This window comes from Arthrobacter sp. NPDC056727, from assembly GCF_042790555.1.
Lineage (GTDB): Bacteria > Actinomycetota > Actinomycetes > Actinomycetales > Micrococcaceae > Arthrobacter.
In genome coordinates this window covers 14,389-27,067 of record NZ_JBHTZA010000039.1, presented here as the reverse complement: position 1 = coordinate 27,067, position 12,679 = coordinate 14,389, and the positions used below count along the sequence as shown (strand labels likewise).

The 12,679-nt window shown below is 67.7% G+C and carries 11 protein-coding genes and 1 pseudogene; 4 read left to right on the top strand and 8 right to left on the bottom strand.

The window, feature by feature from the left end:
- Positions 1-200 (bottom strand): annotated as a pseudogene (locus tag ACFRAH_RS23270) (NAD-dependent succinate-semialdehyde dehydrogenase); the annotation flags it as partial.
- 230 nt (positions 201-430) lie between these two features.
- Entirely contained in the window at positions 431-1,252 is an 822-nt protein-coding gene (rsmI, locus tag ACFRAH_RS23265) for a 16S rRNA (cytidine(1402)-2'-O)-methyltransferase (RefSeq protein ID WP_377993270.1), read from the bottom strand.
- Positions 1,253-1,465: 213 nt separating this feature from the next.
- Here rsmI and ACFRAH_RS23260 point away from each other — a divergent pair, with 213 nt between their 5' ends.
- Positions 1,466-3,172 carry a dolichyl-phosphate-mannose--protein mannosyltransferase gene (locus ACFRAH_RS23260; protein WP_377993269.1) on the top strand — a complete coding sequence of 569 codons (1,707 nt, stop codon included), beginning with the start codon at positions 1,466-1,468 and terminating at the stop codon, positions 3,170-3,172.
- Between the two features lie 55 nt (positions 3,173-3,227).
- On the top strand, positions 3,228-5,057 hold the full coding sequence (locus ACFRAH_RS23255; protein WP_377993268.1) for an AMP-dependent synthetase/ligase: 1,830 nt from the start codon (positions 3,228-3,230) through the stop codon (positions 5,055-5,057).
- A 21-nt stretch (positions 5,058-5,078) separates the two neighbouring features.
- Here ACFRAH_RS23255 and ACFRAH_RS23250 read toward each other — a convergent pair whose 3' ends face one another.
- A complete protein-coding gene (locus tag ACFRAH_RS23250; protein WP_377993267.1) occupies positions 5,079-6,329 on the bottom strand; it encodes a TIGR01906 family membrane protein in 1,251 nt (416 codons plus the stop codon).
- 155 nt (positions 6,330-6,484) lie between these two features.
- A complete protein-coding gene (locus ACFRAH_RS23245) occupies positions 6,485-7,477 on the bottom strand; it encodes a stage II sporulation protein M (RefSeq protein ID WP_377993266.1) in 993 nt (330 codons plus the stop codon).
- A gap of 69 nt (positions 7,478-7,546) precedes the next feature.
- Here ACFRAH_RS23245 and ACFRAH_RS23240 point away from each other — a divergent pair, with 69 nt between their 5' ends.
- Positions 7,547-8,356: an RDD family protein gene (locus ACFRAH_RS23240; RefSeq protein ID WP_377993265.1), complete on the top strand. Its 810-nt coding sequence runs from the start codon at positions 7,547-7,549 to the stop codon at positions 8,354-8,356.
- Between the two features lie 8 nt (positions 8,357-8,364).
- Here the strand turns inward: ACFRAH_RS23240 and ACFRAH_RS23235 are convergent, their stop codons facing one another.
- The 4 genes from ACFRAH_RS23235 to ACFRAH_RS23220 form a co-directional block, all read right to left on the bottom strand.
- Entirely contained in the window at positions 8,365-9,597 is a 1,233-nt protein-coding gene (locus ACFRAH_RS23235) for an Ig-like domain-containing protein (RefSeq protein ID WP_377993264.1), read from the bottom strand.
- A 153-nt stretch (positions 9,598-9,750) separates the two neighbouring features.
- On the bottom strand, positions 9,751-11,232 hold the full coding sequence (gene ahcY / locus ACFRAH_RS23230; RefSeq protein WP_377993263.1) for an adenosylhomocysteinase: 1,482 nt from the start codon (positions 11,230-11,232) through the stop codon (positions 9,751-9,753).
- 52 nt (positions 11,233-11,284) lie between these two features.
- Positions 11,285-11,524: a Trm112 family protein gene (locus ACFRAH_RS23225; protein WP_377993262.1), complete on the bottom strand. Its 240-nt coding sequence runs from the start codon at positions 11,522-11,524 to the stop codon at positions 11,285-11,287.
- Positions 11,525-11,637: 113 nt separating this feature from the next.
- On the bottom strand, positions 11,638-12,021 hold the full coding sequence (locus tag ACFRAH_RS23220; RefSeq protein ID WP_043417629.1) for a DUF3499 domain-containing protein: 384 nt from the start codon (positions 12,019-12,021) through the stop codon (positions 11,638-11,640).
- 121 nt (positions 12,022-12,142) lie between these two features.
- Here ACFRAH_RS23220 and ACFRAH_RS23215 point away from each other — a divergent pair, with 121 nt between their 5' ends.
- Entirely contained in the window at positions 12,143-12,655 is a 513-nt protein-coding gene (locus tag ACFRAH_RS23215; protein ID WP_377993261.1) for a metallopeptidase family protein, read from the top strand.
- Positions 12,656-12,679: the final 24 nt, after the last annotated feature.

Sequence of the window (12,679 nt, the reverse complement as noted above, 5' to 3'; positions counted from 1 at the left end):
TCCAAGGCGGCCTTCCCGTCCTCTGGACCGGCGTCGGCGATGCTCAGCAGCACCTTCCCGGTGGCGGGATCCTCGACGTCGAACGTCTTGCCCGAGGCCGCGGGGCGCCACTCGCCGTTGATGAGAAGGCCGGTGGGAACAGACGCGAGCAATTCGCTTTCGCGCTCTGCGGTAGCAGTGGACTGTGTAGTAACAGACACGGTGACTCCCTCGTCAGCAATCGGATTGCCGGTTATGTGCAGCTCCTGCACACGGCCTGACGCCGCCTGCCGCCTGCTGCTTGCTTGGCTGGATTAAAGCCACCGTACTGCCCGCATCTCGGCAGTGTCTACGCATCGGCGCACTGCCGGTCCGGCCGTTCGTTGTGCAGCTGCACAGCCACTTCCCTGCCCCGCCGGGACGGGCAAGGCAGCGCCGAAAGAGCCTTATGTCAGCGCGCCGCAAGCACAGCTGAGTACAGTTCGCGCTTGCTCACGCGGGTTTCTTCGGCGACGGCCGCCACCGCTTCCTTGAGCCGGACGCCCTTGGCCACGAGGTCGTTGACGGCGGCGACGCCGTCCTCCGGCGATCCGGGCTCGCGCTCCGGCGCGCCCGCCACCACGACGGCGATCTCCCCGCGCACCTCGTTGGCCTCCGCCCACTGCAGCATCTCGCGCAAGGATCCGCGGAGGACTTCCTCGTAGGTCTTGGTCAGTTCCCGGCACACTGCCGCGCGCCGGTCCGGGCCGAAGCGCTCGTGCAGTGCCCGCAGCATGGCCTCGAGCCGGTGCGGCGCCTCGAAGAAGACCATGGTGCGCCGTTCGACGTCGAGATCCGCGAGCCGGCCGGCGCGTTCGCCGGCTTTCCGCGGCAGGAACCCTTCGAAACAGAACCTGTCAGTGGGCAGGCCGGACAGGGCCAGCGCGGTGAGGACGGCCGACGGTCCGGGGACGGCCGTGACCGTGAGGCCGGCGGCCACCGCGCCTTCGACCAGCCGGAAGCCGGGGTCGGAGACTGCGGGCATGCCGGCGTCGGTGACCATGACCAGTGTCTTCCCTGAGCGGACCTGTTCCAGGAGTTCGGCGGTCTTGGTGGCCTCGTTGTGCTCGTGGTAGCTGATGATCCGCCCGCTCACGGTGACGTCCAGGCTCTGCACCAGGCGGTGCAGGCGCCGGGTGTCCTCGGCCGCCACGATGTCCGCCGTCGCCAGCAGTTCCACCAGCCGGGCCGAAGCGTCGCCCACATTGCCGATGGGTGTTGCCGCCAGGACGATCCGCCCCGGACCGCCGCCGCGGAGCTCCGGTTCCCGTCGGCCGGCCGGGCCGGCGGCCGGTTCTGAATTGCCGGAAGGCTCGGAACTGCTGTCAGGGGCGGTGCTCGCTTCGTGGTCCACGGATCCAGCCTACTGCCGCCCTGCCTTCTCTTGGGCCTCCTCCAAGGCCAATGCCTAAGCCGTTCTCAAAGCCGCAAACGGTAGCATGGGCTCGTGACGCAGACCTCCGTGCGGCCTGACGGGGCCGAACCAGCAAGTACCCCGGCTTCAGCACCCGCCACGGATGGCCCCGGTCCGCACGGGAAGCGCTGGATCAGCCGCCCCTCGGAGGCCTTCACCGCAGATGCCCTCACCCGGCGCCTGATCGGCGGCATCCGCACCTGGCGGGACTACCCGCCGTCGCTCCGCCTTTGGTTCTGGCTGGTTCCCGCCCTGACAGCCGTTGTGGGAGGGATCCTGAGGTTCGTCCGGCTGGATGTCCCCCGCAACCTGGTGTTTGACGAGACGTATTACGTCAAGGACGGCTACTCGCTGCTGGTCAGCGGCTACGAGCGCAGCTGGCCGGACAAGGCCAACGACGCGTTCGTTGCCGGCAACCCCAACGTGCTGCTGAACACCCCCGAATACGTGGTGCACCCGCCCGTGGGCAAGTGGATGATCGCGGCAGGCATGTGGCTGTTCGGGGCGGACAACCCCTTCGGCTGGCGGTTCGCCGCCGCGCTGACTGGCACCCTCTCCATCGCCCTGGTCGCGCTGATCGCCCAGAAGCTCTTCGGCTCCCTGATCCTTGGCGCGGCCGCCGGGCTGCTGCTCGCTGTCGACGGGCACCACCTGGTCATGTCCCGCACCTCGCTGCTGGACATCTTCCTGATGTTCTGGATCCTGGCGGCGTTCGGCGCGCTGCTGCTGGACCGCGACGACGGCCGGCGCCGGCTGGCCGCCAGGCTCGGCAGGCAGGCTGCCGCCTCCCCCGGCGGCAGGCCGTCCGCGCTGCAGCTGCTGTCAGGTCCGTGGCTGGGCGTGCGCTGGTGGCGGATTGCGGCGGGCGTCTGCCTGGGCCTGGCGGTCGGCACGAAATGGTCGGCGCTGTTCTTCCTGGCTGGCTTCGGGCTCCTGACGGTGTTCTGGGACCTGAGCGCCCGCCGGATCGCCGGCGTCCGCGGCTGGATCAGCGCCGGAATCCTCAAGGACGGGCTCCTGGCCTTCGCCAGCATCGTGCCTGTGGCCGCCCTGACGTACGCCGCCACGTGGACGGGGTGGTTCCGGTCCACGGACGCCTACTACCGGCGGTGGGCGGAGACGAACCCCAGCGCGGAATGGGGCTGGCTGCCGGACTCGGTGCGGTCCCTGGCGCACTACCACCTTGAGGCCTACAAGTTCCATCAGGGGCTCAGCTCGGAGCACCCGTACGAGGCCAGCGCCTGGAGCTGGCTGGTAATGGGCAGGCCCACCTCCTTCTTCTACGAGTCCCCCAAGCAGGGCAGCCCGGGCTGCGACTTCGCCAACTGCACCTCGGCCATTCTGTCGGTCGGGAACCCGCTGATCTGGTGGTGCGCCGCCATCTCTCTCGTGGTGCTGCTGTTCTGGTGGGCAGGCAGGCGCGACTGGCGCGCCGGCGCGGTGCTGGCCGCCGTCGGCTCCGGCTACCTGCCGTGGTTCATGTACCCGGAACGCACCATGTTCTTCTTCTACGCGGTGTCCTTCGAGCCCTTCCTGATCCTGGCGCTGGTGTACTGCCTGGGCCTGGTGCTGGGGAAAAGCACCGACCCGCCGTGGCGCCGGCGCTCCGGACTGTACGGGGTGGCCCTGTTCCTCGTGGCCGCGGTGTTGATCTCCGCTTTCTTCTACCCCGTCTGGACCGCCGAAATGATCACGTACCAGGACTGGCGGCTCAGGATGTGGATGCCCTCCTGGATCTGAGGCACGATTGCAGGTGGAACCCGGACGTGATGATCAACGAAATGGAGACCCGCCTGTGAGGGAAGCAAGCACGGAACTGATGGTTGTCCTGGAGGACAGCAGCAACGTCACCGACCTGCTCCTGGACTGCTACCGGCACAATCCTTCACACGCTGTCTACGCCCGCCGGGACGCCAACGGCTGGCAGAACATCACAGCCGGACATTTCCTGGACCAGGTCACGGCGCTGGCAAAGGGCCTCATTGCCGGCGGCCTGGCGCCCGGCGACACCGTCGCCGTCCTCTCCGCCACCCGCTACGAATGGACACTGGTGGATTTTGCCATCTGGTTTGCCGGCGGCGTCACGGTCCCCATCTACGAGACCTCCTCGGCGAGCCAGATTGAGTGGATCCTGTCCGACTCCGGTGCCGGGCGGGTCTTCGTTGAGGACCGCCGGAAGGCGGGGCTGCTGGAGCAGGTCCTGTCCGCCTCCAGCGTCCTGGCCGGCCGCCTGGTGCCGGTGGTCCGGATGGATTACGACGGCGATGCCCCCAACCTTGCCAGCCTCGCCGCCGCCGGGGCCGGGGTGACGGACGCCGAGCTGGAGCGGCACCGCTCGGCGGCGGCGCTCCCGGACGTGGCGTCCCTCGTCTACACCTCCGGCACCACCGGCCGGCCCAAGGGCTGCGAGATCACCCATGGAAACTTCGCCCTCGTGGCCAGGAACATCGTGGCTTTCCTGCCCGAACTCCTGCAACAGGAGAACGCCAGGACCCTGATGTTCCTGCCGCTGGCCCACGTGCTGGCCAGGGCCGTCCAGGTGGTGTGCCTCACGGCCGGGGTGACCCTCGGCCACACCTCCGGGAACGCGCAGCTCCTTGACGACCTGGGAACGTTCAAACCGACCTTCCTGCTGGCGGTGCCCCGCATCTTCGAGAAGATCCACGCCGGAGCGGAACAGAAGGCGAAGGACGCCGGGAAGTCGCGGCTGTTTGGTGCCGCCACGCGGGTGGCGGTCCGGTACTCGGAAGCGCTGGATGCCGCCGCCCGGGGTGAGGGCGGCGGCCCGGGCGTGGCCCTGCGGGCGCAGCATGCGCTGTTCGACCGGCTCGTCTATCCCCGGCTGCGCCAGGTGTTCGGCGGCAGCATGAAGTACGCCGTTTCTGGCGCAAGCCCGCTGAATGCCCGCGACGCACACTTCTTCAGGGGTGCCGGGATCACCGTGCTCGAAGGCTACGGCCTGACGGAGACCACGGCGCCCTGCACGGTGAACACCGTGCCCCTATCGAGGGTGGGTACTGTGGGGATCCCGGCGCCGGGCACCACCGTCCGGATCGCCGAGGACGGTGAAGTCCTGGTCCGGGGCATCGGCGTGTTTAAGGGCTACCACGCCAATGCGGCGGCAAACGCCGAGGCGTTCACGGACGGCTTCCTCCGCACCGGGGACCTGGGCAAGCTCGACGGCGACGGCTTCCTTACCATCACGGGGCGCAAGAAGGACCTGCTGGTCACGGCCGCCGGCAAGAACGTCGCGCCCGGGCCGCTCGAGGAGAAGCTGCGCGAACACCAGCTCGTGGGCCACGCCGTGGTTGTCGGTGACGGGAAGCCGTTCGTTTCTGCCCTGGTCAACCTGGACCCGGACGGCCTCGAACAATGGTGCACCGCGCGCAGCCTTCCGCTGCTAAGTCCCGGCGAAGCCTGCACGGATCCCGCGGTGAACAGCGCCATCCAGGAAGCGGTGGATGAGGCCAACAGCCTTGTCTCCAAGGCCGAGTCCATTCGGAAGTTCCGGCTCCTGGACGCCGCCTTCACGGTGGAGTCCGGGCACCTGACGCCCTCCCTCAAACTCAAGAGGGCCGCCGTCGTCAGGGATTTCGACGCGGAAATAGAGCAGCTGTACGGCTAACCGGACCCTGCCCGGGCGCCGCTACAGGTTCACGGGCCGCGCGGTGTCCGTCTCCGCAGAGTCGTCGGCATCTGCTTCGTCCTCCGCTGTCCCGCCCTTGCGCCCCTTCCGGGCGGGAGCCAGTCCGCGGCGCCTGCGCGTGGGCCAGGTCAGGATCAGCGTCACCACGGCCGTGATCAGGACCAGCGCGCCGATGACAAGGCCGGCGTCAATCCAGAACTGGCCGGGGAAGAGCCGGATCAGCGTGTCCTCCAGCGCAAAGGTCCAGGAGCCCGCGGCGAAGAAGATGCGGTGGAACTCGGTGAAGAACTGCTGCCAGCCCAGGGCGGCCAGCGTGCCCAGGCCGATGATGAGCACGAGCGTCACAAGGGAGCCTGCGAACAGGCCCCGGCGCACTCCGCCGGGGGTACGGCGCCGCAGGTAGACGATCGCGATGATGCTGATCAGGATGAGCAGCGCCCCGGCGCCGAAGGCGGACAGGATCACCACTTTCACGTCGGCCATGTGGCTGACTTCGCCGTCCTTGAACAGCTTTTCGCCGCTGCGGTTAACCAGTTCGCCCAGGTATCGCGGGCCGGACCAGTTGCTGAGGTAGTCCACGGCGTAGGAGCCGTAAGTCATGCGGTCGTCCGCGTTGAAACCGTAGCCGTCGCCGGGGAAGCCGGGCCGGTGGTATTCGGCCCAGAGGAAGAGCGGGCTGGTCACGGCACGCACGGCCAGGACCAGGAGGATGATGGGGTAGAAAATGGCCAGCAGGACCTGGAGGAACCGGGGCAGCACCGGCTTGGCCCTGGCTGCCTGCTCACGCTCGGCGTTGCGGCGCTCCACTTCCTCCTCGGGCGGGCGGACCTGGAGGGCGGATGTGGGCAGTGGTTCGCTGAAGTGGGCGCCTGCGAGCGTGGATCCGGCCCGGGCCGGGTGGCCCGTCTCCCTCTTGCCCGGCCCCGTGTTAGGGTCCGCCGCAGCGCTCCTGCCGGTCTCCGCGTTCCGGGCTGCTTCCGGGTTCTGGTCCATTTCGGCGTTTTCGGCAGCCGCCGCCTCCGCGGCCTTGCGGTCGGCACGGCTTTCCGCCTGGGCTCCGGCCGAACCTGTTTCCGGACGTGCTGCAGATCCGGCGGCGCCCTCGCCCGCGGCGGGGCGGGTTGCAGGAGCGGGCTTCATCCATTCAAACGCCGGCTCGTCGGTGTCCTCCGCGGGATCCAGTGCGGGGCTCGCCGCCGGATCCAGCCGCGGATCAAGGCGTCCGGACGGTGTCGGAGTATTGTCTTTCACTGCAGCTTCACTTCCGTAGGCGTCCACGCACTGTCGTACCGGCGTAAGCCGGGGTCAGCAGCGCTTTGTATCTCCCCAAGAGCCTACCGTCAGCCGCTCCGGCACCGCGATGTGCCACCCCGCCACCTGCGGGAATTGTCGCCTGGCAGTAATAATCATGCTGCAAGTTCTGTATAGCCGGCGTCCTGGCCGCCGAGGTCGCCGCGGGCGCCGGCGCGGTACGCCCGTCCCCCGCAGGCCAGTACATACAACCAGTATGCCGCCAGTACGGCCGCTCCGATACTGATCTTGGCCCAGACGGGCAGCGTACTGGGCGTCACGAAGCCCTCCACGAGGCCTGAAACAAACAGCACCAGGACCAGGCCAAGTGCCACCGTGATCATGGACCGGCCCTCCGCTGCGACGGCGCGGGACCGGGTCCGGGCGCCCGGCGACACCATGGCCCAAAAGATCCGCAGCCCGGCGGCGCAGGCCACGAAAACCGCTGTCAGCTCCATCAGCCCGTGCGGCAGGATGTAGCTGAAGAACACGTCCGTCTTGCCTACCGCGGCAAACATCCCGGCGGCCACCCCCACACCCTGGGCGTTGCTGAACAGGATCATTGGCACCCAGAATCCGGTGATGCCCAGGGCCACCGCCTGGGCACTGATCCAGGCATTGTTGGTCCAGACAGCGCCGGCAAACGACGCCGCGGGGTTCTCCGAGTAGTAGTCGATGAAGTCCTCCGTCACGTACCGCTGGACTTCCGCCTCCGAGGCAACGGCCCGAAGAGCCTCGGGCGAGGTGCCGATCCAGAGGGCGTACGCGAAGCCAACCAGGCAGAACGCGGCGCCACAGGCCACGGTCAGCCAGCGGATCCGGTACAGCGCGGCCGGGAGCGACAACACGAAGAACTGTGCCAGGTCTTCCATGAAGTTGGACCGTGCGCCGGTGAAGCGGGTCCGCGCCTGCGCCAGCGTGGCGGACAGGGACGCGGACAATCCGCTCTCCGGACCCGTGGAACGCAGCAGGGAGAGGTGGGCGGAAGTCACCTGGTACAGGCGAAGCAACTCGTCGGCGTCGGCACCACTCAGGCGCCGCTTGTTCGCCAGGTCGTGCAGCCGCGACCATGTGTCCGAGTTGACGGCGGAGAAGGCGTCCATGTCCACGCTCCTACCCTAGCCTGCGGAGAATAGACTTTAGGCGACCGGTGGCCGATACGACGTACGGGGCAGGAATTGAGTCCACTCATCACAGGCGAGGCAGTCGTCCTTGAACTTCGTCCGGCGTCCTTCGCTGCCCGCGCCCTCGGCCTGTTGCTCGACGTCGTGGTGAACACCGTGCTGCTGATAGCAATACTGATCGCGGTGGGGACCGCCCGCGACGAACTTGACGAGGCCGCCGCCGGGGCGCTGACCCTGGTCAGCGTGGTGCTGTGCTTCGTCATTGTTCCGGCAACGGTGGAGACCCTGACCCGCGGCCTCTCGCTCGGGAAACTGGCGGCCGGGCTAAGGATAGTGCGTGACGACGGCGGGGCCATCCGTTTCCGCCACGCGGTCATCCGGGCGCTGATCGGCTTCCTGGAGATTTACCTGACCTTCGGCGGTATTGCCATCGCCGTCGCCCTCTTCGACGGCAGGTCACGCCGGCTGGGTGACATCGTGGCGGGCACCTACTCCCTGCGGCGCCGGGTCCCGGTGGAACCCACCATCGTCCCCCTCGCCCCGCGGCACCTGGCAGCCTGGGCGGAAGCTGCAGACATCGGACGGATACCGGACGCCCTGGGACGGCGCGCCGCTCAGTTCATGCGCCAGGCGCCGCGGATGGCCCCGTTGTCGCGCAGCGGCATGGCAGCAGCCCTCGCCACCGAAATGTCCGGATATGTGGCGCCGTCACCGCCACCCGGAACCACTCCCGATGACTATCTGGCTGCCGTGCTCGCTGAACGGCGCACCCGCGAACTCCGCCGCCTAAGCGCGGCCCGGACGCAAAGCACCCGGATCGGTGAGCGGCTGCACCGGCTGCCTTTCACCGCGGCCCGGGACTAGTACGGCCGCTACCGCTTGGCGTACTGGGACCAGGGAATGTTCCAGTCGCCATAGCCTTCGAGCGGCTCGACCGGGGCTGCGCCCGTGTTCAGGACCTGGACGACGTCGCCGGACTTCATGTTGTTGAAGAACCAGGAAGCATCGACGGGCAGCAGTCCGACGCACCCGTGGGAGACATTGGATACCCCCACATAGCCCCATGCCGACTCGAGCGCCTGGTGGACATAGACGCCGGAGGACGTGAGCCTGTTGGCGTACTCCACGGTCAGCGGCGGGTAATAGCCCTTGTCTCCGGGTTTCAGGCCGATGCTTCCGGCGTTGAACTTTGAATGCCGTTCCTGCTCCATGATCACGGCGTAGCCGGACGGGGAAAGCCAGTCGGAGCCGCCCAGCGTGACCGGCGCGGTCCTGACCAGTTTGCCGTCGAAGTACACCTTCATGGTCTTGGTGTTGTCGTCCACCACCGCGAGGCGCTGCTGGCCCACCTTGAACTGCACCTTGGCGTTGAAGTTGCCGATCATGCCCTTGCCGAAGTCCACCCCGAACAGCTTCATGTCCACGGTGACATGGCTGTTGGATGCCCAGAACTTTTCAGGACGGATCCGGACCTTCTGGTCCGAATACCAGTGCCAGGCAACCGGCTGCTTGGAGGAGACGCTGATCTTGACGGCCTTTTCAACCGCGGCCTTGTTGGTGACGGGCTCACTGAACACGATGTCGATGGGCTGCCCTGCGCCTACTGTGGAGCCGTTCTCCGGGAACACAGCGGCATCCGCCTCATTGGCGGGCTCCACAGTGGTGAAGGTCTGGGCCTTCTGGGTTTCGCGGCCCGCCTCGTCCACGATGGTGTAGCTGTATTTGTAGGGTGTGTTGAACTGCAGCGGGTCCACGGCCGTCCACGTGCTGCCGTCGGCGCTGACAGTGCCCTTGACGGACGCTCCGCCGGCTGCCGGCACGAGCGCAACGTCCTTGACGCGGCCGTTAACCGCCTTCACGGAGGGCGCCACCGCGGGATTTACGCCCTTGGCGCCGTCGAGCGGAGTCACGCCCAGTTCCACGGCTTTAACCACGGGGCTGGCGAGGCCCGGCTCATTGCGGACGGGGCTGGAGGCCTCGGACTGCGGTGCGGGGTTTGCCCAGCCCGGAGCGGTGGCGACGCCGATTCCGCCGGCAGCAACGGCAGCGCAAATGGCTACGACGGCGATGATCTTGCCGGTTGTCCGGTTGTTCTTTTCCGTCATGACTGGTTTCTCCGTGTCCCACCGGGCTGCCGACCGGCATCCGTCCGTGTGCCCAGCGGTAACGCTGACCAGTCAATTTTATCGCACGGCGGCGCTAACCCCGGCCGCCGTGGAGTGCCACGGCGCGCCGGGGTGCTGCGTAAGGGCCCGCTGTCAGTAGCGGTAGTGCTCGGGCTTGAACGGGCCGGCCACGTCCACGTCCAGGTAGTCGGCCTGGTCCTTGGACAGTTCGGTCAGTTCAACGCCGAGGGCATCGAGGTGCAGCCGCGCCACCTTCTCGTCCAGGATCTTGGGCAGCACGTAGACCTGGTTGTCGTATTCCCGCTCGCCTTCGGGCTGGTCCTTCTTGGTGAACAGCTCGATCTGGGCGATGGTCTGGTTGGCGAAGGAGTTGCTCATGACGAACGACGGGTGGCCTGTCGCGTTGCCCAGGTTCAGCAGGCGCCCCTCGGACAGGACGATGATGGACCTGGTGTCGTCGGCCGAGTCGCCGCCGAAGACCCATTCGTGGACCTGGGGCTTGATTTCGACCTTCCGGATCCCGGGGATCCGTGCGAGGCCGGCCATGTCGATCTCGTTATCGAAGTGCCCGATGTTGCCCACGATGGCCTTGTTCTTCATGCCGGCCATGTGCTCGGCCATGATGACGTCCTTGTTGCCCGTGGTGGTGATGAAGATGTCGCCCTGGCCCACCACGCTCTCCAGCTTGGCCACCTGGTAGCCGTCCATGGCGGCCTGCAGCGCACAGATGGGATCAATTTCGGTGACAATCACGCGGGCGCCCTGGCCGCGGAGCGCCTCGGCGGCGCCCTTGCCGACGTCGCCGTAGCCGCACACGACGGCGACCTTGCCGCCAATGAGGACGTCGGTGGCCCGGTTGAGGCCGTCCGGCAGGGAGTGGCGGATGCCGTACTTGTTGTCGAACTTGCTCTTCGTCACGGAGTCGTTGACGTTGATCGCCGGGAAGAGCAGCTTGCCCTGTTCGGCGAGCTGGTAGAGGCGGTGCACGCCGGTGGTGGTTTCCTCGCTGACGCCGTGGATGCCGGCAGCGAGGCGGGTCCACTTCTTCGGGTCCTCGGCCAGGGTCCGGCGCAGGACGTCCAGGACGATCCCGTATTCCTCGGGGTCGTTGGCCGCGGCGGCCGGAACGGCGCCGGCTGCCTCAAACTCCACGCCGCGGTGCAGCAGCAGCGTGGCGTCTCCGCCGTCGTCGAGAATCATGTTCGGGCCCAGCTCAGGGTTCGCGTCGGCACCGGGCCAGGTGAGGATCTGCTCGGCGGTCCACCAGTATTCCTCGAGCGTCTCGCCCTTCCAGGCAAACACCGGAACGCCCTGCGGGTCCGCCACGGTGCCGGTGCCCACCACGACGGCGGCAGCGGCCTCGTCCTGGGTGGAGAAGATGTTGCAGGAGGCCCAGCGGACCTCGGCGCCGAGTGCCGTCAGGGTCTCGATGAGGACGGCAGTCTGCACCGTCATGTGCAGCGAACCGGCGATCCGGGCGCCCTTGAGCGGCTGGGTCGGTCCGAATTCCCGGCGCAGCGACATGAGTCCCGGCATCTCGTGCTCGGCGAGGCGGATCTGGTGGCGCCCGGCCTCGGCCAGGGAGATGTCGGCAACCTTGTAATCGAACGTCATGGGAATCCTTTGCTGTATCCGGCGTCTAGCCTTCTGCGGTGCTGGCTGGGTGTTAGGCGGTGGGGGCGGCCGCTGCGGGGCCGGCGTCGTGCTGGTCCGAGCCGGCAGCCGTGGCTGCGGCGCGAAGCTCCGGCGGCAGCAGCAGCGGAATGCCGTCTTCGATGGCGTAACGGAGCCGTTCGCCGTTCTCCGCCGCCGACGTTGAGACGAGTTCCTCGCCCTCCTGGGTCAGAGCCGATCCGGTGACGGGGCACCTCAGGACGGACAACAGTTCAGGACTGATCTTTGGCATGGTGGAATGCTCCCTGCTGGGCACAAGCGCTGTGGCTGACGGATTTCAGCTTCCAGCCTACCGCCAGTTCGGCAGGAGGACGGTTTGCGAATACTGAGGACGGTTCGCGCAGATCAGGACGGTTCGCGCAGGATGCGCAGGTGGCCGCGGCGGGTGCCCTCGGTTGCGGCGGGCGCTTCCAGCGCCGAGTGGGCGGCGCGCTGCCCCGGGGCCGGGGACGCCGGGCGGGACGCGGCCTCACGGACGGCGTCGGCCAGGGCCAGAAGGTCATCGGGCCCGGGCTGGGGCGGCTGCGAAGGCATGGCCAGGCGGAGCACTTCCCAGCCGCGCGGGACGGTCAGCGAACCCGCGTGCTGCTCGCAGAGGTCGTAACAGTGCGGTTCCGCATAGGTTGCCAGCGGGCCAAGGACCGCGGTGGAGTCCGCATAAACGTACGTCAGCGTTGCCACCGCAGACTGGCGGCAGGCTGATCTTGAACACTGACGTATTGCACCCACGAAGACACAGAATACTCCGCCGGGGGCAGAATTTCCGACATTGACGCCGGTCCGCGCCGCGCCGTCGTGGCTCCGGTCCGGTTATGTCGCGCAAATCATTTGGCGGGTCTAAAGTCTGTATATGCAGTCATCGCACCATTCTTCGGGTTTCACGGTCCGGTTGGCTGACCCGGATGCACCCCGGGACGCTGCCGGAGTTTCGGCTGGCCGGAGCTTCGCTCAGCGCCGGCGCAACCGGCACGGCCGCGGCCTGCGGGGCGAGCTTCTGCTGCCCACCCTCCCCGGCTACCGGAGCCGCTCGGACCGGTTCGATGAACTCGTGATGGACTCCGCGCAGCGGCTCCACGACATCTGGGGCAAGCCGCTCGACGGCGTCCGATTCGCCGTCGATGAGATCCCGCCGAACCTGGAACAGCTTGTGGCCGAGGGCTCACCCGCTCCCCTGGGCTGCTACACCCCCGCCACCGAGGACGAGGGGCCCGTCATCACGCTGTACCGCCGCGTGGTTGAACAGGCCTGCCCGGTCAAGGAGGAACTCCAGGACCTGGTGCATGACGTGGTGGTGGAGCACACCGCCGAGATGCTGGGCGTGGCCCCGGAAACACTGGACCCCGTCTACCGCCGGCGGTACTAGGTCTATCGCCGCAGGCTCAGTCCC

Excerpts from the sequence above, each read along its gene's own strand:
- ACFRAH_RS23215 (WP_377993261.1), top strand. The coding sequence starts at position 12,143 with ATGCAGTCATCGCACCATTCTTCGGGTTTCACGGTCCGGTTGGCTGAC.
- ACFRAH_RS23225 (WP_377993262.1), bottom strand. The coding sequence starts at position 11,524 with ATGCCAAAGATCAGTCCTGAACTGTTGTCCGTCCTGAGGTGCCCCGTC.
- ACFRAH_RS23235 (WP_377993264.1), bottom strand. The coding sequence starts at position 9,597 with ATGACGGAAAAGAACAACCGGACAACCGGCAAGATCATCGCCGTCGTA.
- ahcY (WP_377993263.1), bottom strand. The coding sequence starts at position 11,232 with ATGACGTTCGATTACAAGGTTGCCGACATCTCCCTGGCCGAGGCCGGG.